This window comes from Paraburkholderia sp. SARCC-3016 (genome assembly GCF_031119615.1).
Lineage (GTDB): Bacteria > Pseudomonadota > Gammaproteobacteria > Burkholderiales > Burkholderiaceae > Paraburkholderia.
This window is the reverse complement of the sequence record NZ_JAVHZD010000001.1, coordinates 492736-516460: the sequence shown is the minus strand read 5'-3', so window position 1 is coordinate 516460 and position 23725 is coordinate 492736. Positions and strand designations below refer to the sequence as shown.

Here is a 23725-nt window from a genome sequence, read left to right as displayed (position 1 = left end):
CTACCCGCTCGAACTGCGGCTGGGACTACCGCTGCAATTACCGCTGCAATTACATTACGCAGGCCCAAGCCATGTCCAGGAACCAAGCTCTCTTCGAACGCGCACAACAGACCATCCCCGGCGGCGTGAATTCGCCCGTGCGCGCGTTCCGGTCGGTCGGCGGCACGCCGCGCTTTATCGAGCGCGCGCAAGGCCCGTACTTCTGGGACGCCGACGGCCAGCGCTATATCGACTACATCGGCTCATGGGGGCCGATGATCGTTGGCCACGTGCATCCGGAAGTGCTCGAAGCGGTACAGCGCGTGCTTGTCGACGGCTTTTCGTTCGGCGCGCCGACTGAGGCCGAGATCGAAATCGCCGAGGAAATCTGCAAGCTGATGCCGTCGATCGAACAGGTGCGCATGGTCTCGAGCGGCACGGAAGCGACAATGAGCGCGCTGCGTCTGGCGCGCGGCTTTACGAACCGCAGCCGCATCGTCAAGTTCGAGGGCTGCTATCACGGTCATGCGGATAGCCTGCTCGTGAAGGCCGGCTCGGGGCTGCTGACGTTCGGCAATCCGACGTCGGCGGGCGTGCCCGTGGATATCGCGAAACATACGACCGTGCTCGAGTACAACAACGTCGAGGCGCTCGAAGAGGCGTTCGCGGCGTTCGGCAACGAGATCGCGTCGGTGATCGTCGAGCCCGTGGCGGGCAATATGAACCTCGTACGCGCCACGCCGGAGTTTCTGCAGGCGCTGCGGCGTCTGACGAGCGAATACGGCTCGGTGCTGATTTTCGACGAAGTGATGTGCGGCTTTCGCGTCGCGCTCGGCGGCGCGCAGCAGGTGTACGGCATTACGCCGGACCTCACGTGCCTCGGCAAGGTGATCGGCGGCGGCATGCCGGCGGCCGCATTCGGCGGACGGCGCGACATCATGGCGCATCTCGCGCCGCTCGGCGGCGTCTACCAGGCGGGCACGCTGTCGGGCAATCCGATCGCGGTTGCGGCGGGTTTGAAGACGCTGCAACTGATTCAGGCGCCCGGCTTCTACGACAAGCTCGCGCGGCAGACCGCGCGTCTTGTCGGCGGCATGACCGAGGCAGCGCGCGCGGCGAAGGTGCCGTTCGCGGCCGATTCGATCGGCGGCATGTTCGGTCTTTACTTCACCGACGCGATTCCGCGCAGCTTCGCGGAGATTTCGCATTGCGACGTGCCGCGCTTCAATGCGTTCTTCCATAAGATGCTCGATGCGGGCGTGTACTTTGCGCCGTCCGCGTATGAGGCGGGGTTCGTGTCGAGCGCACACGACGATGCGGTGATTGACACGACCGTCGAAATTGCGCGCAAGGCATTTGCAGCGCTGAACGCGTAACAGGACACCGATGTTCTCGCAAACCGATTTCGTTCATATGGAGCGCGCGCTTTTGCTTGCGGCGCGCGGCATGTACACGACCGATCCGAATCCGCGCGTGGGCTGCGTGATCGTGAAGGACGGCGCGGTGATCGGCGAAGGCTTTACGCAGCCGGCCGGCCAGGATCATGCGGAAATTCGCGCGATGAAGGATGCGCGCGCGCGTGGTCAGGAACTGCGCGGTGCCACTGTTTATGTGACGCTCGAACCGTGCAGTCATTTCGGCCGCACGCCGCCGTGCGCGAATGCGCTGATCGAAGCGAAGGTTGCGCGCGTGGTCGCGGCGATGGAAGACCCGAATCCGCTCGTGTCGGGGCGTGGTTTGTCGATGCTGCGCGATGCCGGTATCGAAGTGCGCTGCGAGTTGCTTGCGAATGAAGCGCGCGAGCTCAATATCGGCTTTGTGTCGCGCATGACGCGCAACCGACCGTGGGTGCGCATGAAAGTGGCGGCGTCGCTCGACGGGCGCACCGGTTTGCCTTCCGGCGAGAGCCAGTGGATCACCAGCGAGGCTGCGCGTGCGGACGGCCATGCGTGGCGTGCGCGCGCATCGGCGATTCTGACCGGCATCGGCACGATTCGCGAAGATAACCCGCGTATGACGGTGCGTGCTGTGGATACGCCGCGCCAGCCAAAGCGCGTGTTGATCGACAGCCGGCTCGACGTGCCGCCTGAAGCGCACATTCTGGCGGGCGCGCCGACGCTGATTATTTGCGGCCATCTCGACGAGCGGCTCGAAGCGCGCGCTGCTGCGTTGCGCGATCGCGGCGCGGAGATCGTGGCGCTGCCGAATGAGAACGGCAAGGTCGATCTGCCGGCTATGTTGAAAGAGCTCGCGGAACGCGGCGTGAACGAGCTGCATGTGGAAGCGGGATACAAGCTCAATGGCTCGCTGTTGCGTGAAGGGTGCGTCGATGAACTGCTCGTTTATCTTGCGCCGAGTTTGCTTGGTTCGGATTCGATGAGCATGTTTAACCTTGTTGCGCCGGCATCGCTTGATAAGCGCGTGCAGCTCGAGTATCAATCGGTTGATCGGATCGGCACTGACATTCGTATTCTTGCGCGGCTTGTGCCGCCGCCGCCTTTGCACTGAACAGGAAACGTCAACGATGTTTACAGGAATCGTCGCGGCCGTCGGCCGTATTGCCTCGATCACGCCGCTTGGTCACGAGCCGGAAGCGGGTGTGCGGTTGACGGTCGAAGCGGGTGCGCTCGATCTTGAGGATGTGCAGCTCGGCGACAGTATTGCGATTCAGGGTGCTTGCATGACGGTGATCGGGAAGACTGATCATTCGTTTGATGTCGATGTGTCGCGCGAGAGTTTGAATTTGACGTCGGGGCTTTCGCAGACCGGTGAGGTGAATCTTGAGAAGGCGTTAAGGGCGCATGACCGGCTTGGCGGGCATATCGTGTCGGGGCATGTCGATGGGATGGGGACGGTGACGCGGTTTGCGCCTGTGGGGGAGTCGCATGAGTTGCGTGTGCTTGCGACCAGGGAGATTGGGCGTTATCTCGCGTATAAAGGCTCCATTACAGTGAATGGGGTGAGCCTGACGGTCAACTCCGTTAGCGACCGCGAAGATGGGTGTGAGTTTTCGATCAACCTGATTCCGCATACCGTGCAGGTGACGACGCTTAAGCATCTTAAGGAAGGCGCTAAGGTCAATCTGGAGATTGATTTGATTGCGCGGTATGTAGAGCGGATGCTCGGAGCGAATGAGGACGGCCATAACGCATCGAAGATGAAGTGATTGCGTTTTCGGCGAAATCGACTGTCTAGCAGACGGCATTGACGCAGGGCTGCGTCGGATAAACGTCGCGCGCGGTCGTGGAACGCAGTGCGGCCATGAATCACTGATCAGGCGAACCTCGATACCCATGGAGATAAAGCGGCGTGCCCAGTGATGCGTTCAGCTGCAGGCCTCCAAGGCAATGAAATGATCCGCGGGCGAAGCTTGCAAACCTTCTCGGACCAATGCTGCGCGCCCGACTTTGGATCGATGCACCGCGCGCGCTGCGCTCAGCGCCATGAAGCTGGAAGATGTGTTTGACCTGATCAATGCCGAGAATATCGATTTCGATGATGAACCTCCCGATGTGATCTCCGCACGAGACCTTTCAGCAGTATCACGCTTCCCTGAAGGGGCGTCGGGTCCATCTCAGTAAATCAACAGCCTCGATCATTCGCTCACGCTTCGCGGGTCGGTCCGCCGTCCTCACGGGACATCACGATCCACGTGACAGGCCCTTCGATTCGCTCGCGGCCAATGCCTTCGGGGAACACGTCGCCCTCCTTGAACATGCGCTCCTGCACGAACGCGCCCGGCGATTCGAGCACGCCCCAGCGGCCCGCGTAGGGGCAGCGCTCGCCGGTCTTTCGCGAGATATGCGGCTTCTGCACTTCATCGTGCGGGACCGTTACCTGCTCGCTCGCGAAGTGCAACAGATCCTTCGGATAGAAACGCATGTCGCGATAGCTGCGGTCGTCGATGTTCCAAAGCAGCGTCACCAGCCCGGCCTCAAAGGCCCAATAGCCGAAAAAGAACACTCCAAGATTTTTGTGGCCGTCGTACCAGTAGCAATCCTTCATGCCGCCATACCAGCGCTTCAGGTAGTCGGCCATTGCCTGTTGCTGTGCCTCACCTTGCGTTTCTGTTGCGCGCAACAGGTCGGCATACGGCTTCTCGTGGATCAGCGAGTCACCCGGCAGGGAAACGCCCAGGCGGCCAAACAGGCGGCTCACCAACGCGTCCTGGCCGTCCTCGGAATCAGTGCCAATCCACGTCGCGATGACCGGCACCCATTCCCTCAGGCCGAGCAGCACCGCCAGCGATAGCAGCCACATTACGTACTGGTAGGCCTCAGGCTCCCAAAGGCGCAGTCGTCCGTAGTCTGGATATGATTCATAGTGGGACTTGAACAATTCCATGCAGCGGGTCAAGTCATCTTTGAGTGAAGCCACGGCTTCACCGGCTGAATAGCGGGCAATCAGAATTTCTAACGAAATAGTGCCCCTGTCCCAAGATAGACCTCGCTTGTGTCCAGGGAATTTTTCTGGAGCAGCAAGCATCTGCTCAAGCTTCACTAACCGGCCTTCCTTGTACTCCAATTTTTCTCGGTAGTGATGCTCTGGAAGCAAAGGCTCACGCCTCAGTTTGTCGAATGCTTCACTCATTTTGGTAGCTGTTCCTTTTGTGGGTTTCCTATCAGAGCCGTTCAATTCACAGGCACCGTAACAGGCTTTCCCGCCGCATCCTGCAATGCTTTACCGCTCTCGTCGAGCTTGGTAATGCTCGTAACCTTGCCATTCACTTCTCACCTAATCAAGAGAGCATCAATGTGGAGTGCATGCTCGGAGCGAACAAGGACGGCCATAGCGCATCGAAGTAGCCCGTTGCCTGTTTTTCCGACTGTGTATCATCGTCTCGCTGAAACCCGCTGCAGCACCTCTCCCGACTGATGCAAAATAGTCGGATTCCAAAACGCGGAGTCCAGTCGTGGGCGTCAACTTCGACTTGAACGATTTGCAGGCGTTTCGCGCGGTCGTGGAGCTGGGAAGCTTCCGCAAAGCTGCCGAGGCCGTGAGCATTTCCCAACCGGCTTTGAGTCGCCGGATCGACAAGCTCGAGGAAGCGCTCGGCGTGCGTCTGTTCGAGCGAACCACGCGCAGCGTCACACTCACAACGGTCGGCCGCGTGTTCGCCCCGAGCGCGGAACGACTGCTCGATGACCTTGACATCGCACTGCTCGGCATTCGCGATGTTTCATCGAGCCGCCTGGGTCAGGTGACTATCGCGTGCGTGCCATCGGTGGCGTACTACTTTCTGCCGAGCGTCATCGCAAGCTACCATCGCCGTTTTCCACGCATCCGGGTCAAGCTTCTCGATGCGAGTGCCAACGAGGTACTCGGCGCCGTCAACAGCGGCGAAGCCGATTTCGGCGTGAGCTTCATGGGCAGTCAGGAGTCCGAGATCGAATTCAAAGTCCTGCTGCAGGAGCGATTCGTTGCGGCCTGCCGCCGCGACCATCCGCTCGCACGCAAGAAGCGCGTGACGTGGGACGAACTCTACGAACACGACTACGTCTCTGTCGACAAGACTTCCGGTAACCGCCTGTTGCTCGACCAGGCGCTCACCGCCGTGTCGCCTCGCGCGCCAAGCGTCTGCGAGACACGGCACGTGACGACGATGCTCGGATTGATCGAAGCGGGACTCGGCGTCGCCGCCGTGCCGTCGATGGCCATGCCCGGACATGACCACCCGATCCTCACGAGCGTGCCGCTCGTCGAACCGGTGGTGAAACGACGCATTGGAATCGTGAGACGGCGCGGACGGCCGCTCACGCCCGCGGCACAGGAATTCCACCGGGCGATCATCGAGACGAAGCGCGCCGGCGCCGCAAGCAGCGAAGCCGCGAGCAACAGCACGACCAAGACCACAACCACGACAACGGCGGCCAGGACGAGAAGGAAGACCGCATCGTGAGGTCGGCAAGACCGCTTCATTTGCTTTATGTGCAAGTGCTGCTCGCAATGGTGCTGGGCATCACCGTCGGGCACTTATGGCCGGCGACGGGCACGCTGCTCAAACCTCTCGGCGACGCGTTCGTCGCGCTCGTGCGGATGATGATCGCGCCGATCGTCTTCTGCACGATCGTCTCGGGCATCACGTCGCTCGCCAACGGGAAGGCCATCGGACGCACGATCGTCCGGGCACTGGCGCTTTTCTATCTTCTGACGGCTGTCGCGCTCGTGCTCGGACTCGTTGCCGCGTTCGTGCTGCGACCGGGGGCGGGCATGCACATCGACGTGCATCGTCTCGATTCGAGCATCCTCGCGCAATATACGAAGCACACGGAGGCGGGCGGACTCGTAGCGTTCGGGCTGAACGTGATCCCGGAGACCATGCTCGGCGCGTTCGACAAGGGCGAGGTGCTGCCGGTGCTGCTGCTTTCGCTGCTCTTCGGCTTCTCGCTGAATTCATATCCGCGAGCCGGACGGCCCGTGCTGGCGCTCATCGACAGCGTCGCGCAAATACTGTTCGGCGTGCTCGCGATGATCATGCGGCTCGCTCCGCTCGGCGCATTCGGCGCGATGGCTTTCACAGTGGGCCGCTTCGGCATTCGTTCGGTCGGATCGCTCGGCATGCTGATGGCGTCCCTCTACGTCGCATGCGGATTGTTCGTCGCGCTGGTGCTCGCGCCGCTCGCACGTCTGCACGGTTTCGCGCTGTGGCGACTGTTGCGCTACATGCGCGAGGAATTGCTGATCGTTCTCGCAACATCGTCGACGGAGCCGGTGCTGCCGCGTTTGATCGCGAAGCTCGAGATGCTCGGTTGCGACAAGGGCGTCGTCGGGCTCGTGCTGCCCGCGGGCTATTCGTTCAATCTGGACGGCACCGCGATCTATCTGACGCTCGCCGCGATGTTCATCGCGCAGGCGTGCGATGTGCCGCTTTCCGCGCCGCAGATCGCGACCATGCTCGCTGTCATGTTGCTCACATCGAAGGGCGCGGCCGGCGTATCGGGCAGCGGGCTGGTCGCGCTCGTCGCCACGCTCACGGTGATTCCCGATCTGCCCGTCGCCGGCGTGGCGCTGCTGGTGGGTATCGACCGCTTCATGTCCGAGGCGCGCGCTCTGACGAGCGTCATCAGCAACGCGTGCGCCGTCATCTTCGTTTCGATGTGGGAAGGCTCGTGCGATCGCGTGCGTCTCGCACAGATGCTCAGGACGTCCGGGCCGGGCCGCCCGGACGTTGCGAACGACCCCGCGACGCCCCCGGGGCATGACGGGAAGGCTGGCTGAGGCAGGCCTTCCCGTCGTTCTCTCAATGCGCGGAGACGGAATCGAGCCCGGTCGATTTCACTTCTCCTTGCACAGCGGGCGATGCGAGATAGTCGAGGAGCACCTTCGCCTCCTTCGGATGCTGCGCACCGACGGGAATGCCGGCTGCGAAGCGCGTGACGGACTGCAGAGACTCCGGAATCCTGCCGGCGAATGTGACGCCCTGCACAGGCAGCAATTCGCTCACCTGCTGAAAGCCGACTTCGTAGTCACCATTCGCCACCACCGACGCCACGGGAATCCGCGGGATCATCTTCGCCTTCGCCCTGACCTGATCCTCGATGCCGAGCTTCCTGAACAACTCTCGCTCGATATAGACGCCGCTCGCGCTGTCCGAGTAGGCAATCGACTTCGCATGCAGCAGCGTCTGCCTGAGACTTTCCGCCGAGCTGATGTCGGGCTTCGGCGCACCTTCGCGCACGACCATGCCGATGCGCGAATCGGCCAGTTCGACCCGCGATCCGGGGATGACCTTGCCTTGTTTGATCAGCTCGTCGAGTGCATAGCCGACCATGATGACGACGTCCGCGGGCTCGCCGCGCGCGAGCCGGTTAGGGATCGCTTCGGGCGATTTGCCCATCGACGGCCCGAGCGCGGTGTCGAGCGTGTCGCCCGTCCGGGACGAGAACCTCGGGCCGAGCACCTTGTAGGCCGCGGTGAAACCTCCCGAACTCATGACATGCAGGTCCGCGGCCTGCACGTTCGCCGCAGCGGCCGAGCTTGCGACGAGCACCGCCGCGCAAAGTTTCAGAAGCAGGTTTTTCATGGTCGTGATTGTGGTCGTGCAGGATCGCAATGGGTGCGCAGCAAGCGCATCAGTGCGCCGGGGTCAGCGTCACTGCGCGACGGCGATAGAGCGCGAACGTCGCAAGAAGCGCGCACGCTGCGGCGAAGCTCATCCAGTAACCGGGAGCGGCCTTGTCGCCGGTCATATGAATGAGCGCCGTCGAGATCGCGGGCGTGAAGCCTCCGAACACGGCCGTCGCGAGGCTGTAAGCGAGCGAGAAACCAGCGACGCGCACCTGCACCGGCATCACTTCCGTGAGCGCGACGACCATCGCGCCGTTATACATGCCGTACATGAACGAGAGCCAGAGCAGGACGAGCAGCATGTTGACGAAGCTCGGCGCGTGAGCGAGCAGCGAGAGTGCCGGGTAGGCGGTCGCGATGGCGAGCACCGTCATGCCGACGAGCAACGGGCGGCGGCCGATCCTGTCGGAGAGCGCCCCGCCGATCGGCAGCCACACGAAGTTCGACACGCCGACGCACAGCGTCACGAGCAGACTGTCGGCGGTGCTCAGGTGCAGCACCGTCTTGCCGAAGGTCGGCGCGTAGACCGTGATGAGATAGAAGCTCGTGGTGGTCATTGCCACCAGCATCATGCCGGCGACGACGACGGACCAGTTCTGGACCAGCGTGCCGAATACTTCCTTCATGGTCGGACGATGCCGGCGCGCCTTGAACTCCTGCGTTTCCTCGAGATTGCGGCGCAGCATGAAGATGAACGGCACGATCATGCAGCCGACGAAGAACGGCACGCGCCAGCCCCATGCGGCGATAGCGGATGCGCTGAGCCACTGGTTGAGCGCGAAGCCGAGGCCCGCGGCGACGACGATCGCCACCTGCTGGCTCGCGGACTGCCAGCTCGTGAAGAAGCCCTTGCGGCCGGGCGTGGCCATCTCGGCGAGGTATACGGAGACGCCGCCCAGTTCGGCACCCGCCGAGAAGCCCTGCAGCAACCGTCCGAGCAGCACGAGCGCCGGCGCCAGAAGGCCGATCGTCGCGTAGCCCGGTACGAATGCGATCAGAATGGTGCCGCTCGCCATGATGGACAGCGTGACGATGAGACCCTTGCGGCGGCCGACGTCGTCGATGTAGGCGCCGAGCACGATCGCGCCCAGTGGCCGCATCAGGAAGCCCGCGCCAAAGACGGCGAAGGTCATCATCAACGATGCGAACTCGCTTTCGGCAGGAAAGAAGACGTTGGCGATCTGCGTGGCGTAAAAGCCGAACAGGAAAAAGTCGAACTGCTCCAGGAAATTCCCGGCCGTTACGCGGAACACCGCAGCGGCCTTTGAACGTCCGGTCGAAAGGTTAGACGAGGGGTGCATCGAGGTGTCTCCTGAAAACTCGAACAGGCGCGGTGGTCCGGCCGATTGTGGTTCTGGCGATATTCGCCCGGCGCCGGTAAAACGATAAGTGCAATTTTTGGAACGATTGATGTTCTATGGTTATCAATCGACGCTCGCCCGCGTCGCCCGCTCGTCGCACCTCTGCATGCCTCGCAGGGGTCACTCGTCACGCCAACCGATACACCCGGATCCTGAGCCTGATGCAAAATATCGCTATCCACGCCGCACCGCGCTTTCTGTGTATGAAGAATACCCATGATGCTTGCGACTCAGACAACCTTCCTCCCAACAGTTCAGAACGTGTGCTGGCGCCTGGCATAGGCTTGGCAGCGCCCCTGAAACTGGCTGTTGGATGACCAGAATGACGAATAGAAAATCCGTGCTTCCGTCGCAACAGCGCTCCGGTGATGCTCAATTTTCACCCCCGGCTTTGCAAGGCCGAGATCGTGACATTGCTCTGATTAATGGTCTGATCGATCAAATCGATCAAGGCGGATCAACGCTCGTGATAAGCGGCGAGCCCGGTATCGGAAAATCCGCACTTCTCGAGATCGCGAAACATCATGCGGTTAGTCGGAACATTTCGGTGCTGACCATGACCGGCGTCCTGGCCGAGGTGCACTTACCGTTCGCTGCACTGGAACTCGCGCTGCGCCCGCTTATGAATCGGACAGCCGCGTTGGCGCCTCGCCAGCGATCCGCCTTGCTGGCGGCCTTCGGCATTTGCGACGGCAAAGGGGCACAGGACATCTTTCTGGTAGCGCTGGCGACGCTGACTCTTTTGACTGAAAGCGCGTCGCACAAGCCGGTTCTGCTTGTTGCCGACGACGTGCAATGGCTTGATCAGGCAACCTATGAAGTCCTCGCCTTCGTCTCGCGCAGATTGAGCTCGGACCCCGTCGTTCTAGTCGTGGCCATGCGTGATAGCTTCAACCGGTTCTTCGGCGACGCTTCCACGCTAAGGCTGCGACTTTCAGGACTGAGCGAGGCCGATGCAGGGCACTTGCTGGATGCACATGCGCAAGGCCTCCCCGCTAACGTACGCAACCGTTTTCTCAGGGAGGCATCGGGTAATCCGCTGGCTCTTCTGGAACTGCCTCGCAGCGGTCGAGCGACCGAGGCCTGCGATGCGCCGTGGCTTCCCCTCACGGAACGCCTCGAGCGAGCTTTTTCGAGTCGCTTGTCCGATCTTCCCGAGGCGGCTCGAACGCTACTGTTCGTGGCAGCGGAAAACGACGAGACGTCGCTCCATGAAATCATCTCTGCCGGCGAAGCCATGTCAGGCGATCGGTTGAGCGTCGATGCCATGTCGCCCGCTATTGCCGCCGGGCTGATAGAGATTGACGCAACGCAGGTGCGGTTCCGGCACCCGCTCGTTCGTTCCGCGATGCATCAGGCGGCGGATCTGGCGACCCGCCAAAGAATCCACGCGGCACTCGCGGCGACCATTCAGGATCAAACAGATCGTCGCTTATGGCATCGGGCCGCAGCCACCATCGGAGCCGACGACGAACTTGCGAATGACTACGATCGCATGGCGGCGCGGGCGCTCGGCCGAGGCGCCGTCGCCACGGCGATTGACGTCCTGGAGAATGCCGCGCGCCTGAGCAGCACGGGTAGAGCAAAAAGCGACCGGCTCTTGCGGGCTGCCGAACTTGCCGCCGATCTCGGGCAGCCAGACCTGTTGGAGCGTCTCCTACGTCAGGCCGATGTTGACGAATCGGATGAGCTTGCGCCGGTGCGCGTCGGCTGGTGTCGGGAGATCAGCCAGCCTCTTGCGATCAGCGACCCGTCGAGGATACCGGCTCTGATTGCCTTCGCGAGTCAGGCCCACGCCAAAGGTGCCAGAGATCTTGCGAGCAATCTCCTCTGGCGCGCCGCGCAACGCTGCTGGTGGAGCAGCGCAAACAACGAACTGCGTGCAAAAGTTCTGATTGCGGCAAATCAGCTTGAATTGCCGGAGACGGACCACCGCCTGATCTCGATCATCGCCTATGTCGAACCGCTTCACCTGGGAGGCAGCTTGCATGCGAGGTTGCAGCGGCTTTCCGAAACAAGAAATGGCGATCCTAACGTCTCGCGAATTGTCGGCAGTACGGCCAATGTCATTGGCGCATTCGACCTTGGCGTAAGCTTTCTCTCGGAGTCCAGTGCCGCGCTGCGGGAACAGGGGCGGCTTAGCGACCTGGCCCGCGTGCTTTTCGCGCAGGGATGGGCCGAGATGGAAGTTGGCGATTGGACAAGCGCGATGAGGGAGGTCGAAGAAGCCGCTCGCCTCGCCGAAGAGACCGGTGGGGTGCCCTGGAGCGCTGCTGCAACGATCGTGAAAGCCCGGCTTGCGGGAATGCAAGGCGATTTGCCGCGGTTCGAAGCCTATGCGGCTGAGGCGGAACGCATGGCTTTATCGATCGGCGCCAGCTTTCTGCTGGCCATGTTGCAGATTGCGCGAGGTATCACGGCGATCGGCGCAGGCCGGCATGGGGAAGCATACGACCATCTGCGGCGCCTGTTTATTCCTGCAGATCCCGCCTTTAATTCCGGTCTTCAGTTTTTCGGGCTCGCGGATTTTGTGGAAGCCGGTGTTTTTTCGGGCAATGCGGAGGCAGCGCGTGCCGTGATTGAGGAAATGGAGGTGGCGTCGGCACCGGCGCCAGTGCCATGGGTTGAGACCATGCTGCATTACGGTAAGGCTCTGCTCGCCGCACCCGCTGTCGCTGAAGGGTTTTTTTTGCAAGGTCTTGGGCCCGCGGCAAAGAACTGGCCGTTCTTGCGCGGACGTCTGCTCCTCGCTTATGGCGAATGGCTGCGTCGCCAGCGTCGACCCGCCGACGCAAGAGCGCCGTTGCGGGAGGCTCGCGATCTCTTCGACGCGCTCGGCGCGTCGCCCTGGAGCAACCGGGCGCGCCAGGAACTGCGCGCTTCGGGCGAAACAAGCCGCCAGCGAACTGAGAAGGCATGGGAAACGCTCACCCCACAAGAGCTACACATCGCGCAACTCGCCGCTGCCGGACTATCGAACAAAGAAATCGGAACAAGGTTGTATCTGTCTCATCGGACCGTTGGATATCACCTTGGCCAGATCTTCGCAAAGACCGGGATCAAATCCCGGTCTTCACTGGGCTCAATCGTTGCCACAGCTGACAACCCCGCGGGTTGACGCCCGATCGGTCATCCGACTGGTCATTTGACAGAAGCGGCGACCTCATCTCTGCGGGCAAACTAAGGGAATGCGTGCCGCCGCAAAACTTTGACGACGAGCTCGTCATTTCACCACGTGCGCCACGAAGCGACGTCGGTCATGAATCTGCTTTGCTGCGGTCGCGCGACCTTTTGTGCGAGGAACGTCAGCACTTAACTTGATACGGGTAGGATGATGCACGGGTACCCAGGTCCGGCTGACAGCCGGTGGTCGGACTCGAATTTGCCGGATCTATATCGCGCGTCGGATGCGGTGCGAGATCTGCTACGCGTGGCGTTGGCTCATACCGGAGGACGCCGGATCGTACTGGTAAACGTAAGCCTGAAAGTGCAGCTAGTTGAGGCTGAGGCCGCGCTCCATGGTGGTGAGGTTAATTTTTACATAGGGCCGAGAGCTGTCTCAGAAGTCGATGATTTACCCGCCTTTGCCGTGGAGACCGTAGTCAAGGCTAAACGCCAGTTGGTAATCGACGAACCAAGCGAGATCGCTCCTTTGCCTCGGCACGCTCGCGCAGCATCCATGCGCGGGTCCCTCCTTTGTCTGCCCGTAACAAGTGATAATCGCGTGGTCTGCGCGCTGCTACTGATGGGCGACACCGCAAAAAAAATCGGCCCTGCCGACAGATATGCACTCGAAAAGATTGCTGAATACGCATTTACGCTGCTTCACTTTCCAGCCGACGCCGAGCAAACGGCAGGAGCGATGGCGACGCGGGCTGAGATCAGTTTGAATGCGCTTCGCCGGGAGATGAGCGATGCACTGAGGATGACTGATCATCACCCCGCCACTTTGAAACCATGTCAGGAAGAAGATGCAAGCGCTCCACCTCACGGGCTTCCCGTGGGCGCCCGTTGGTTGGACCGAGGCGAGCCAGACCATCGAAGCGCGCAAACGGGCCTGTGGAACATCGTGCAGCAGTCGGGCCAGGCCATGAGCGTGATCTCCGAGCTTCGAGGTTCGACGGGGCGTTCCAATCGAAGGCGCGTGCTGTTCGACCTGAACGACGCAGTCGTGACTGTGCTCGCCGCTCTCCGGGCGCATATCGAAACACCAGATATCCGATTCGTTGTTGAAAACGGCGAGTCCTGTGAAACATCGATTACTGGAGATCGCCACCTTATCTCGCTGGCATTGCTGCAGATATTCAGGAACGCTTTGGATACGCTGATGACCGTACAAGGACGAGCGCGTACGCTCACCGTTCGTTACGAGAATCCCGACGCCAACCGGCTTCAAGTAGACATATCGGATACGGGGGCAGGCGTGGCAGGCGCAACTATCGCTGCGTTCAGGCCATTCGCGACGAATCGTCCGGGTAAGCTCGGGCTCGGAATGGCGCTTTGCAAGTCGATAGTCGAGCTCCATGAAGGGTCGATCGATATTTTTACGAACCAGCCTTACGGCTCTACTGTTCGCATGTATTTGCCTTTTCCGGAAGAGCACCCGGACACATGTTGAACCGCGTATTTCGCACCTCGCTGGACAGGCGTTTCCATTCGGGCGACAGGAACGCGATCATCGACGCGGCGACGGGCAATCGCAGAATATCGGCCTGGGCGTGGATCGGCTCTCAGGCAGTGGCGGCAGCCGTGGCAATGTAATCGCACCGGTCGCCGCTTGCCGGGCGCTCGATTGCGACGCGATTGACCTGCGGGATGACTGCCTCCAGCTTCCGGTATATGAAGGCGCATAGGTTCTCGATAGTGGCCGCGCCTAATCCAGGAACGTCGTCCAGAAAGCGGTGATCCAGCTCTGCGCGTACGGTACTGATCACCTGGTTCAGATGCCCGAGGTCAATGACCATGTTTGTCCGCGGGTCGGGTACTCCGCGAACAAATACTTGCGCATGGTAAGTGTGACCGTGGATGCGCCGACTGCCTTCCACGTCAATATCTCGCTCGAGCGTATGCGCGGCCTCAAAATAAAATCGCTGACTTAATTCGTAGACCATATAGATCCCTGCTTGTGTGAAACAGTGTAAATTCATAGCCATCATGTGAAGCCGCTCGACAGCGAAATTGTCGAACTCTCCCCCTCGACCACAACGCTTCAAGCAACAGTACCTCCCTGGCATCGGTGACCGGCGCGAGAGGGCTTTCGGCTAGCCAGATTGCGATTTTTTTGCGACACACGATAATGTACCAACGGTCAAATGGGGCGTATGACCAGAAGCGACTTAGTTTTGTCTTTGGACGACGGCGTGCGTCACTCATACCGCTGAGACATCGGGAGACAAACACTCTACGATGCGGGGGAAGTTACGGATTGTTGCAAATCGCAAAATTATTTGCAGCCCGCCTGACGTATGCTTCGCGCACCACAGATAAAAACGACAGGTGCAAAAAAATGAACAACATACCGAAAACACTAATAGTCGGTATCTTCGCGTCGGTCGCACTCGCGGCCTGCGGCGGCGGAGGAGATGGTAGCAGCGGAGGCAACGCGACCGGCAGCGTGAACGTCCAGATGACCGATGCGCCTTCGTGCGGCTTCGACCACGTCTACGTTACCGTGAGCCAGGTGCGCATCAACGCGAGTTCGAACGCGGGCGACAACGACAGTGGTTGGACCAGCATCACGCCCGCGGCACCGCAAAAGGTCGATCTCCTTTCGCTTACTAACGGCACAATGGCGACTCTCGGACAGGCCACGCTGCCCGCCGGCCAGTATCAGCAGGTGCGCCTCGTACTTGCCCAGAACCAGGGCAACACGTTAGCGAATTCGGTCGTCGTGTCGGGAACGGCCAACGAACAGCCGCTCGCGACACCGAGTGCGACCCAAAGCGGTCTCAAGATCATTCGTCCGTTTGACGTGGCAGCGAACTCGACGGTCGATCTCGTGCTGGACTTCAACGCCTGCAAGTCAGTCGTTCAGCAGGGCAACGGTTCATACGCACTGAAGCCTGTGATCACCGCCACGCCAACGGCCGTGAGCGGGATAATCGACGGCTATGTTGCCGCCTCCGAAGCCGGCGCTACCGTGTATGCCGAGCAGAATGGCAAGGTGGTGAGCGGTACGGTCGCAGACAGCACGGGCCATTTCGTGTTCTCGACACTGGTTCAGAGTTCGACGAACGGCAACTACGACATCGTGATCGTTCAGGCGAACGAGACGACGGGAATCATAACGTCGGTACCTGTCATCGTTGGCGCGACGACACGAGTGTCGACGGCAGACCAACCTATCACGCTTCCCGTTTCCACGGCGAATACGGTGAGCGGCACAGTGACAGCGTCGGCAACGGCGAGCCTGCGCGCGCTCCAGACCGTCTCGGCGGGCGTCTACGAGATCGCGTCGGCGAATGCGAACCTCGATACGGGTGCCTATACAACGAGTCTGCCCGTTGCAGCGCCGATGGTGGGCGTATATAAGGCCACGTTGCCCATTGGCTTGAGCGCGGCTGCAGCGTCGGCGGCACAATACACCATGGAAGCTGATGCGGCCTCGGGTGCCACGCAATCGACTGCCGTCAGCATTGCGGGCGGAAGTCAAACCAACGTGAACTTCGCGTTCTGAACACGTCAGTATTGACGAAGGGGCAACGTCTGCCCCTTTCCTTCGGGGGACATCATGAAAAAGATCATCGTCGCTTTGTCGATTGCCTCGGGCATGCTGGCCGGGTGTGCAGTGTACGTGCCGGGCGAACCGGGCGTAGCCGTGCAGCCGCAAGGCGGCCCGGGCAACGGATTCTGCCCGCCGGGGCAAGCCAAGAAGGGTAACTGCTAAACGACTGTTGTTGCTGTTGCGCTCGAATGAAGGTCTGGTCGATGGATAGCTACTTGCATTCCGCTCATCATCAAAGCACTTTCAGGACGAGCTTGCCCTGGATGTGCCCACGAGTGGCGCGTTCATGTGCTTTATTGGCTTCAGCAAGAGGATAAGTGCTGTCGATCACGGGATGAATTGCGCCTGTATTGAGCAAGCGGCCCAGTTCCGCAAGCTGCGAGCCATTCGAGCGGACTTGAGTTGCTGAGACGGTCACCCCGAGTTTGTTCGCCTCTTCGGTTTTCAGAAATCCAAGGGGAAAGACGGGGAACAGGGCGCCGCCGCGCTTGATCGTTCGCAGGAACCGACCTGTAGTCGGTCCGCCAACCGCGTCAACGACGAGATCCACGTCGCGAACGACATCTTCGGGTGCGGTCCTGGTGTAGTCGATGAAGTCGTCTGCACCAAGCTCGCGCAAGAGTGTCTCGTGCTTGCCGGACGCGACCGCGATCACTCGCGCGCCCTTTAGTTTGGCGACCTGCACCGCGAAATGACCAACGCCGCCCGCCGCTCCGTTCACGAGTACGGTCTTTGCTGCCAGCTCAACCGGCACATGCCGATTCGCCTGCAGCGCATTAGGTTCGTCGTGACCAAGATCGACAAGAAACTGCCATGCAGTGAGCAGTGACATCGGCGTACTTGCGGCCTGGACGTGGTCGATGCCGCCTGATTTGAGTGCTATCTCGGAAGCCGGTACGCTGACGTATTCCGCATAGCCTCTGCTGCCCCCGGCGAGACCGGTGGGAAATCTCACCATCGCGAACACCTCGTCCCCAATGGAAAATCCGTTGACTTCCTCGGCGATCGCGCTAACGACACCGGAAACATCCGTTCCGAGGACCAGCGGGAACGTTACCTGTGGCTGCCATTCGGGCGGCAACATCTTGTATCCGTCGCGAAGATACCAATCCGGTGGGTTGATCCCTACCGCATGTACGCGCACAAGAACTTCGCCTGCTTTGAGCACCGGCATCGGCGCATCTTCGTAGCGCAGGACATCCGGGCCGCCGAACTCATGTTGCTGAACTGCCTTCATCGTTTTGGGCAACATCGCTTTCTCCTGAAGCCAAAAATCGGCTATCGTTTCGGAACAGTGCTCCAAATATATGGAGCGCTGTTCCGTTTGTCAAGGAGCTGTATGCGTGCGGATGCCCAAAGAAACTTTAATCAACTGCTGAAGATCGCTCGCGAGGTCTTCGCCGAGCAGGGAGCGGAAGCCTCGTTGCGGGACATTGCCCGGCGAGCCGAGGTTGGCCTCGGCACGCTGTATCGCCACTTCCCGAATCGCGAGGCTTTGCTCGATGCATTGTTGCGTTCGAGCTTCGACGAGTTGGCTGAGCGCGCCAAAAGTCTGGAAACGTCGAGTGCCTCCGATAAAGCGTTGGTGGCATGGCTGAAAGAAATCATTGCTTTCACCCATGAGCACCGCGGCATCATCGCGCCGATGATGGGTGCGATTGAGGAGCCAGACTCGGCGCTCCATGCTTCATGTGCCACGTTGCGCAGTGCGGGCGCTTCGCTTCTGGCTCGGGCGCAGAAAGATGGGAAGGCGCGCGCCGATCTGAACGGCGCAGAACTCTTCGATATCATCGCGGCCCTCGCCTGGCTGCGCGAGCAGTCCTCGCACGCGTCTCGTGCAGACCGAGTTTTCAAGGTCATAGTCAGTGCCATCCTGACCAATCGAACTGGATGAAGTGTCTCGAGGGTCGCATTGGCTCGATTGCCGTTTCGGAACGATTGCGGAGCGCGGAGTCGCGACCGCGCTGATGAGACTTACGCAAGAGTGGGCACGAAAAAACAGCGCCAGCGACATAAGACTGACCGTTTGGGCATTCAACAAGCCAGCGATCGATCTATACCGCGACCTGGGTTTCGAGCTTCGTGCGTTCGACATGGGAAAGCAGCTCCCGGTTACCAGAGATATGCCCGTCGCGTGAGAGATGCATTCAACACATTTCGGACGATCGACAGCAATGGCATATCACCGGAATGCACTCCAGTTTCCAACGCTTGCAACTGCGCGATTGATGTTGTGGTAGGACGAACAGCGCCATCTTCGGATTAAGCAGATTGGCTAAGGGCTCGGTATCTGCATGTAATCGAGCCACGAAGCGGGCGATGCCGATCTCGTCGCGTTCGGGCGCCTGTTCATCTCCAATCCGGATTCGCCGGAGCGACTGCGCGTCGGGGCGCCGCTGAACCGTTACGACCGCTCGACGTTCTATGGCGGTGATGCGCGCGGCTACACCGATTATTCCTTCCTCAGCGCCGCGCCGGCTCTCTGAACCGGAAGCGAGCGTGGTTGACGGCCCTGCCGCGGGATCGCCTGCGCCGGGGCCGTTTCGCTTCTGCGCATTCCGATCGCGATGTCGATTGCAAAGACCGCTGACGCCGCTAACTTCATCGTCCATGTTCCGGCGCGATAGACTTCCGGCTGAACACACATCTCAGTCACGACAAGGAATTCGCGATCCTTCAAGGAGAAACTGCGGCATGGACCGGATGGCAGCTATGGAAACATACGTCAGCGTTGTGGAGGCCGGCTCTTTCTCGGCGGCCGCGAAGCGGCTCAAACTCGGGCAACCGGCCGTCTCGAAGTCGATCGCGCAACTCGAGGAGCGACTCGGCGTGCGACTCCTGTTGCGCTCGACACGCGGCCTGATGCCCACCGATGCGGGTCAGCGTTTCTACGAGCACGCAAAGCGCGCAATCGAAGAAGTAGACCTTGCCGAGCATGTCGCGCGCGACGCGTCGACCGGACTATCCGGCGTGCTGCGCATCAGTGCCGCCGTGACTTTCGCGCGGCTGCACATCCTGCCTGCGCTCAAGACGTTTCTGGACCGGCACCCTAACCTGCAGGTCGATATCGTACTGGACGATCGCACCATCGATCTGCTCGAAAAAGGCGTGGACGTCGCGTTGCGCATGGGCTCGCTCGACGATTCGGCCATGACCGCGCGCCGCATTGCTCAAAGTCGCCGGCTGGTCGTGGGTACGCCCGGGTACTTCGCTGAAGCGGGCGTACCGACGACGCCTGCAGACCTCAGCCAGCATCAGGTGATCGTGTATTCGTTGCGAGGCGGTGGCGAGTCGTGGGCGTTCAGCCAGCAAGGCAAGGAAGCGGCCGTCGTCGTAAGTGGACGCGTCAGCGTGAGCGCCGCCGAAGGCATCCGCACGACGGTGCTCGGCGGCATGGGCCTCGCGATCGCATCGGAATGGATGTTCTCGCCGGAACTTGCCGACGGCGCCGTTCAAGCGGTGCTGACCGACTGGGAATTACCCCCGATCGACCTGTGGGCGGTGTTCCCGGCCGGACGCCTGGTGAGTGCGAAGGCGCGAGCGTTCGTCGCCTTCGTTGAAGAGATTCTCGGTGCCGCTGGCAGTGGCACCGACGGCGCGGCCTCAGAAAGCGAGCTTCCCGATTGACGCGCCGCCATCGACGTAAAGCGTCTGACCGGTCATGAAAGCAGCCGCGTCGGATAGCAGAAACGCGATCGTCGCGGCAATCTCATGCGGCTGGCCAAAGCGACCCATCGGCACCGAGGCCAGATAGCGCATCTCGCCTTCGCTCCCCGGCGGATTATTCGCGCGAAACAGCAAGGTCTCGGTCGGACCCGGCGCGACGGCGTTTACCGTGATGCCCGTGCTGGCCAGTTCCAGCGCCCACGAACGCGCAAAACTTACCAGCGCCGCTTTCGCCGCTGCATAGGCGGTGCGCTGCGTCATGCCGAGAATCGTCAGGCTGGAAATATTCACGACGCGACCCCAACCGCGCGCTCGCATGCCGGGCAGGAGTGCCTGCACGGTCTGCACCGCAGGATGAAGATTCAGCGCGAGAACGTCATCGAGGTCGCTTAGCGCGACTTCGCCCAGACGTTGCGGTCTGACTAGCGCGACGTTGTTCACCACGCCATCGAAAGCATGGCGGCGCACGAGGTCATCGAGTACCGCGCCGGTGGCAGCACGGTCGGCCAGGTCGACCCGAACCAGGTCGCCGGGAAAATCGCTTGCTTCGCGCGCGAGGCCCACCACGTGGTGGCCGTCGGCGATCAGCCGTTCTGTTAGCGCGAGGCCAATGCCTTTGGTCGCACCGGTGACGAGAAAGGTACGCTGTGTCATCAGATGTCCTTTACGAACTGAATGGGGCCGAAAAGCCGCGCCGGATACTCCGGCGCCGGCGGCAACCGGCTGGCGTTGAGCGGCCGGCCTCAGACGTTGGTCGTTGCCTTTTCCAGAACCGGGAACATGTCGGACGGGTCCGGACGACGCGTGTAATCGGGGTTGACCTCCGAATACAGCACGATGCCGTCCTGTCCGATGACGTAGCGCGCGGGCATCGGCAAGGTCCAGCTCGCGTCGTTGTTAAACGCGGGCAGATCGTTCTTCAGGTTCTTGTACAACTCGACCAGATAGTCGGGCAACGCGAATCGCAATCCGAAATCAGCGCCCGTCTGGCCGTTCACGTCGCTCAGCACCGGAAAACCGAGTTCGTTGGTGCGCACCGATTTACGGCTGTTGACCGGGGTTTGCGGCGAGATTGCCACGACGTTCGCGCCATAGGCCTGAATTTTCGGCAGCACTTCGTTGATCGCCTGCAATTCGATATTGCAGTACGGGCACCATACGCCGCGATAGAACGTCACCACGAGCGGACCCTTCACCAGCAATGCAGCGGAAGATACGTCGTTGCCATCCTGATCTTTGAGGTTGAAATGCGGCGCGCGGTCACCGGCCTTGATTGCGCGACCGGCCTGCCCGCTTGCAATCAGTTCTGCCGTGGCGCGTTCCATCACCGGATGAATTTCCGGCGGCGCGTTGAACGGCGGTTTGCCTGCCTTGAAGTCGGCCCGGAATGCATCGAGTTTGTCTTGCAGTGACATGAGAGGTCTCCGTCGAGAAGAATAGTGAGATCGGTAAATTGCGTGACGAGCGGATTCAGGCTGCGTTCTGCGCAGCGGCGGTGCGCGCTACTTCGGCCGCGGTGATGCCTTCGAGCGCGAGGCCGTAGCCGATGCCTTCGTCGATCACACGACGCAGGCGTTGGGTCAATCCGATGCGGGTGTATTTGGTGGTGAGCGGCGGCTGCTTTGCGATCGTTGCGGCGATCGCGTGTGCACGCTCCAGCAACTGATTCGCAGGCACGATCTCGTTGACCACGCCCAGCGACTTCGCCTCCTCGGCATCGAGCTTTTGCTGCGTGAGCACGAAGTAGCGGCCGCGAATGCTGCCGATCATCTCCGGCCAGAGCAGATGGACGCCATCATTGGGCGCGATGCCGAACGCGGCGTGCGGCATGTCCTGGAACACGGTGCCGGGCGTCGCTACCACGATGTCGCACAGCAGGACGTATTCCGAATGCAGCAGGACCGGACCGTTGAGCGCAGCAATCATCGGGACTTCGATGTCCAGGATGTTCATCAGGATCTTGCGGCCTTCGCGGAAGATCTTGTCGTAGCCACGCGGTGTAAAGAAATCGAAGCCTTCCGGCGAGATCGCGTCCATGAATGCGTCGCCGCTACCGGTCAGGATGACCACGCGGTTTTCCGGGTCTTCGCCGATCTGATGAAACATATCGGTGAACTGTTCATGCGTGTGGCCATTGAAGACGAGCTTCGCGCCGTCGGTATGGAAGCGGACTTCGAGCACGCCGCCCGGCGTACGGGTCAGTTTGGCGTTGGCGTATGCGTCTTTATAGCGGTCGAACGTGGACATTTCGGTTCCTCGGTGAGATTCAATATGGGGCTGGACGGGAGCCGCGAGGCGGCTCCCGAGACGGCTTATGCAGCGGCAGCGACCGGTTTGGTCCACTCGTTACCGGCCATGAAGCCGTCGAGTTCGGTGTGGACAATGTGGTTCGTGTAGTTGCTCATCACTTTGGTCGCCACACCCAGAATCACTTCGAGGACGTTTTGACGGGTGTAACCGGCGGCGAGAAACGCGTCGACATCGGCATCCGGGACAAAGCCACGCTCACGCACCACGAGCGTCGTGAAGCGATGCAGCGCTTCGAGTTTTGCATCGGGCAGCGGCGTGCCGGCGCGCAGCGCGGCGATCACGCCTGCGTCCATCTTGATCATCTTTGCCAGCGTGCTGTGACCGGCCATGCAGTAATGGCAGTTGTTCTCGAAATTCGAAGTCAGGTAGACGACCTGCTGTTCGTGCGGCGTTAGCGTGCTCTTTGAGAACAGATCCCACAACGCCGAGTAGCCGGCCAGCAGCGCGGGCGATTCCGCCATGTTCGCCTGCAGGTTGGGGACGAAACCGAAAGCGCGTTTCGTGTCTTCGAGGCTGGGCTTCGATGCGGCCGGTGCGTTATCGATCGTGTAGGTCTGGAAAGTGCTCATCGTTTTGTTCCTGTTGGTTGACGGTGAGCAGATCATGAAGGTCAGCGCCTTCTCGGAGAAGGCAGGCGCCGTCGATAACACTCATTCCCTGAAGGCATAAAGCGGTGGCTGTGCCGTTGAGGGCTACCCGTCTCAGGCGGCTGGCGATGAAGCCCTCAGCTTGGCAAGCGCGCACGGTCGGTCACTCTGCTCTTTGAATTCAGCGTCAGGTGGTCCTAAAGGGCACGCGCGGCGATGGCATCCGCGAGGCGTGAAAACGTGGGTCGGAAGCCCAGATCATCGCGGATACGACGACCATCGAGCGGCGTGTCGAAAGCCGCTCCACGTTTAGCATCCGATCCGTCCGGCGGCGGCGCTCCGATGGAAGCGAAGAGTTCGGCGATCCGGGTTGGCTCGTCGTCGACCACGTTGTAGATGCGGTACGTCGGGTCAGAGGTGTCGAGCAGCCGTGCAACAGCTTGAGCCACGTCAGCATGATGCGCAATCGACATACGCTGGGTCGGAGAAAATCCACGCATGAGAGTAACCGCTTCCCGAATGTGCGAATCTCCGTCGCCGTACACAAAAGCCAGACGTAGCACCCGCACATCCAGATCCTTCAGGCCAAGCAGGAATCGTTCGGCCGCAAGCTTGCTCAGCGGGTAAGCGGCAGTCGGTGCGCAATGATCGTCTTCTTTCGCCGGGCGTTCGCCGGTTGGCCCATAGACCAGACCCGTGCTCAGAAAAATGAATCGCTTCACGCCGGCGGCACGAGCGGCCGTTGCCAGACGCTGCGTGCCAACGTCATTGACGTCATGTGCCTGCTCAGGTGTGGCGCCACGGAAAAATGCCGCACTGTGCACCACGACGTCGGTGTCAGAGACTGCCGCTTCGAGTGAGTCCGCATCAAGGAGGTCAGCCTCGGCGAGTTCGATACCATCCGCTTCAAATTGCGTTGCGTGCATCGGGTCACGGATCATGGCGCGTACCTGATCGCCGCGCTGGGCCAGGCGCTTGACGAGCCGACTTCCGACCTTTCCGGTTGCTCCAGTCACAAGAATTGTCATGCG

Annotated in this window: 23 protein-coding genes and 1 pseudogene; 14 read left to right on the top strand and 10 right to left on the bottom strand. The window is 60.9% G+C overall.

Going from position 1 to position 23725, the window contains the following annotated elements; genetic code table 11:
- Positions 1–71 precede the first annotated feature (71 nt).
- The 4 genes from hemL (at position 72) to QYH69_RS02395 (ending at position 3560) form a co-directional block, all read left to right on the top strand.
- The gene (gene hemL / locus QYH69_RS02410; protein WP_308830307.1) at positions 72–1355 is read left to right on the top strand and encodes a glutamate-1-semialdehyde 2,1-aminomutase; all 1284 of its coding nucleotides are present in this window, start codon (positions 72–74) and stop codon (positions 1353–1355) included.
- Positions 1356–1365: 10 nt separating this feature from the next.
- A complete protein-coding gene (ribD, locus tag QYH69_RS02405; protein ID WP_308830306.1) occupies positions 1366–2487 on the top strand; it encodes a bifunctional diaminohydroxyphosphoribosylaminopyrimidine deaminase/5-amino-6-(5-phosphoribosylamino)uracil reductase RibD in 1122 nt (373 codons plus the stop codon).
- Positions 2488–2503: 16 nt separating this feature from the next.
- On the top strand, positions 2504–3145 hold the full coding sequence (locus QYH69_RS02400; RefSeq protein WP_308830305.1) for a riboflavin synthase: 642 nt from the start codon (positions 2504–2506) through the stop codon (positions 3143–3145).
- Between the two features lie 277 nt (positions 3146–3422).
- Positions 3423–3560, top strand: a complete 138-nt coding sequence (locus QYH69_RS02395; RefSeq protein ID WP_308830304.1) for a hypothetical protein — start codon at positions 3423–3425, stop codon at positions 3558–3560.
- Positions 3561–3582: 22 nt separating this feature from the next.
- On the opposite strand, the gene QYH69_RS02390 is transcribed toward QYH69_RS02395, so the two are convergent.
- The gene (locus QYH69_RS02390) at positions 3583–4569 is read right to left on the bottom strand and encodes a PoNe immunity protein domain-containing protein (RefSeq protein WP_308830303.1); all 987 of its coding nucleotides are present in this window, start codon (positions 4567–4569) and stop codon (positions 3583–3585) included.
- A gap of 322 nt (positions 4570–4891) precedes the next feature.
- Here QYH69_RS02390 and QYH69_RS02385 point away from each other — a divergent pair, with 322 nt between their 5' ends.
- Together QYH69_RS02385 and dctA are read left to right on the top strand one after the other, a co-directional pair.
- Complete coding sequence (locus QYH69_RS02385) at positions 4892–5878, top strand: LysR family transcriptional regulator (RefSeq protein ID WP_308830302.1); 987 nt, start codon at positions 4892–4894, stop codon at positions 5876–5878.
- A complete protein-coding gene (dctA, locus tag QYH69_RS02380; RefSeq protein ID WP_308830301.1) occupies positions 5875–7197 on the top strand; it encodes a C4-dicarboxylate transporter DctA in 1323 nt (440 codons plus the stop codon). Before QYH69_RS02385 ends, dctA begins: the two co-directional genes overlap by 4 nt.
- A gap of 22 nt (positions 7198–7219) precedes the next feature.
- Here dctA and QYH69_RS02375 read toward each other — a convergent pair whose 3' ends face one another.
- Both QYH69_RS02375 and QYH69_RS02370 read right to left on the bottom strand, forming a co-directional pair.
- On the bottom strand, positions 7220–8002 hold the full coding sequence (locus tag QYH69_RS02375) for a substrate-binding domain-containing protein (RefSeq protein ID WP_308830300.1): 783 nt from the start codon (positions 8000–8002) through the stop codon (positions 7220–7222).
- 49 nt (positions 8003–8051) lie between these two features.
- A complete protein-coding gene (locus QYH69_RS02370) occupies positions 8052–9347 on the bottom strand; it encodes an MFS transporter (RefSeq protein ID WP_308830299.1) in 1296 nt (431 codons plus the stop codon).
- Positions 9348–9729: 382 nt separating this feature from the next.
- On the opposite strand from QYH69_RS02370, the gene QYH69_RS02365 reads away from it, so the two are divergent.
- Together QYH69_RS02365 and QYH69_RS02360 are read left to right on the top strand one after the other, a co-directional pair.
- Positions 9730–12525 (top strand): AAA family ATPase, encoded by a 2796-nt coding sequence (locus QYH69_RS02365; protein ID WP_308830298.1) that lies wholly within the window; start codon positions 9730–9732, stop codon positions 12523–12525.
- A 264-nt stretch (positions 12526–12789) separates the two neighbouring features.
- The gene (locus QYH69_RS02360; protein WP_308830297.1) at positions 12790–14025 is read left to right on the top strand and encodes an ATP-binding protein; all 1236 of its coding nucleotides are present in this window, start codon (positions 12790–12792) and stop codon (positions 14023–14025) included.
- Positions 14026–14137: 112 nt separating this feature from the next.
- Here the strand turns inward: QYH69_RS02360 and QYH69_RS02355 are convergent, their stop codons facing one another.
- Positions 14138–14518 carry a 6-carboxytetrahydropterin synthase gene (locus tag QYH69_RS02355; protein WP_308830296.1) on the bottom strand — a complete coding sequence of 127 codons (381 nt, stop codon included), beginning with the start codon at positions 14516–14518 and terminating at the stop codon, positions 14138–14140.
- Between the two features lie 395 nt (positions 14519–14913).
- On the opposite strand from QYH69_RS02355, the gene QYH69_RS02350 reads away from it, so the two are divergent.
- Positions 14914–16083 (top strand): DUF4382 domain-containing protein, encoded by a 1170-nt coding sequence (locus QYH69_RS02350; RefSeq protein ID WP_308830295.1) that lies wholly within the window; start codon positions 14914–14916, stop codon positions 16081–16083.
- Positions 16084–16137: 54 nt separating this feature from the next.
- Positions 16138–16293, top strand: a complete 156-nt coding sequence (locus tag QYH69_RS02345; RefSeq protein ID WP_308830294.1) for a hypothetical protein — start codon at positions 16138–16140, stop codon at positions 16291–16293.
- A gap of 70 nt (positions 16294–16363) precedes the next feature.
- On the opposite strand, the gene QYH69_RS02340 is transcribed toward QYH69_RS02345, so the two are convergent.
- The gene (locus QYH69_RS02340) at positions 16364–17383 is read right to left on the bottom strand and encodes an NADP-dependent oxidoreductase (protein WP_308830293.1); all 1020 of its coding nucleotides are present in this window, start codon (positions 17381–17383) and stop codon (positions 16364–16366) included.
- Positions 17384–17470: 87 nt separating this feature from the next.
- Between QYH69_RS02340 and QYH69_RS02335 the strand changes: the two genes are divergently transcribed.
- The 4 genes and pseudogenes from QYH69_RS02335 to QYH69_RS02320 all read left to right on the top strand — a co-directional run bounded on the left by QYH69_RS02335 (position 17471) and on the right by QYH69_RS02320 (position 19758).
- The gene (locus QYH69_RS02335) at positions 17471–18025 is read left to right on the top strand and encodes a helix-turn-helix domain-containing protein (protein WP_308830292.1); all 555 of its coding nucleotides are present in this window, start codon (positions 17471–17473) and stop codon (positions 18023–18025) included.
- 73 nt (positions 18026–18098) lie between these two features.
- The gene (locus tag QYH69_RS02330; RefSeq protein ID WP_308830291.1) at positions 18099–18269 is read left to right on the top strand and encodes a hypothetical protein; all 171 of its coding nucleotides are present in this window, start codon (positions 18099–18101) and stop codon (positions 18267–18269) included.
- A 174-nt stretch (positions 18270–18443) separates the two neighbouring features.
- A pseudogene (locus tag QYH69_RS02325) lies at positions 18444–18617 on the top strand (alkene reductase); the annotation flags it as partial.
- 208 nt (positions 18618–18825) lie between these two features.
- Positions 18826–19758 carry a LysR family transcriptional regulator gene (locus QYH69_RS02320; RefSeq protein WP_308830290.1) on the top strand — a complete coding sequence of 311 codons (933 nt, stop codon included), beginning with the start codon at positions 18826–18828 and terminating at the stop codon, positions 19756–19758.
- Here QYH69_RS02320 and QYH69_RS02315 read toward each other — a convergent pair.
- The 5 genes from QYH69_RS02315 to QYH69_RS02295 form a co-directional block, all read right to left on the bottom strand.
- A complete protein-coding gene (locus QYH69_RS02315) occupies positions 19735–20451 on the bottom strand; it encodes an SDR family oxidoreductase (protein ID WP_308830289.1) in 717 nt (238 codons plus the stop codon). The two genes, QYH69_RS02320 and QYH69_RS02315, sit on opposite strands and share 24 nt — an antisense overlap.
- A gap of 89 nt (positions 20452–20540) precedes the next feature.
- Positions 20541–21212 carry a peroxiredoxin-like family protein gene (locus tag QYH69_RS02310; protein WP_308830288.1) on the bottom strand — a complete coding sequence of 224 codons (672 nt, stop codon included), beginning with the start codon at positions 21210–21212 and terminating at the stop codon, positions 20541–20543.
- Between the two features lie 55 nt (positions 21213–21267).
- A complete protein-coding gene (locus QYH69_RS02305; RefSeq protein ID WP_308830287.1) occupies positions 21268–22044 on the bottom strand; it encodes an enoyl-CoA hydratase/isomerase family protein in 777 nt (258 codons plus the stop codon).
- 65 nt (positions 22045–22109) lie between these two features.
- Positions 22110–22676 carry a carboxymuconolactone decarboxylase family protein gene (locus tag QYH69_RS02300; RefSeq protein WP_308830286.1) on the bottom strand — a complete coding sequence of 189 codons (567 nt, stop codon included), beginning with the start codon at positions 22674–22676 and terminating at the stop codon, positions 22110–22112.
- A 215-nt stretch (positions 22677–22891) separates the two neighbouring features.
- Positions 22892–23722 carry an NAD-dependent epimerase/dehydratase family protein gene (locus QYH69_RS02295; protein ID WP_308830285.1) on the bottom strand — a complete coding sequence of 277 codons (831 nt, stop codon included), beginning with the start codon at positions 23720–23722 and terminating at the stop codon, positions 22892–22894.
- Positions 23723–23725: the final 3 nt, after the last annotated feature.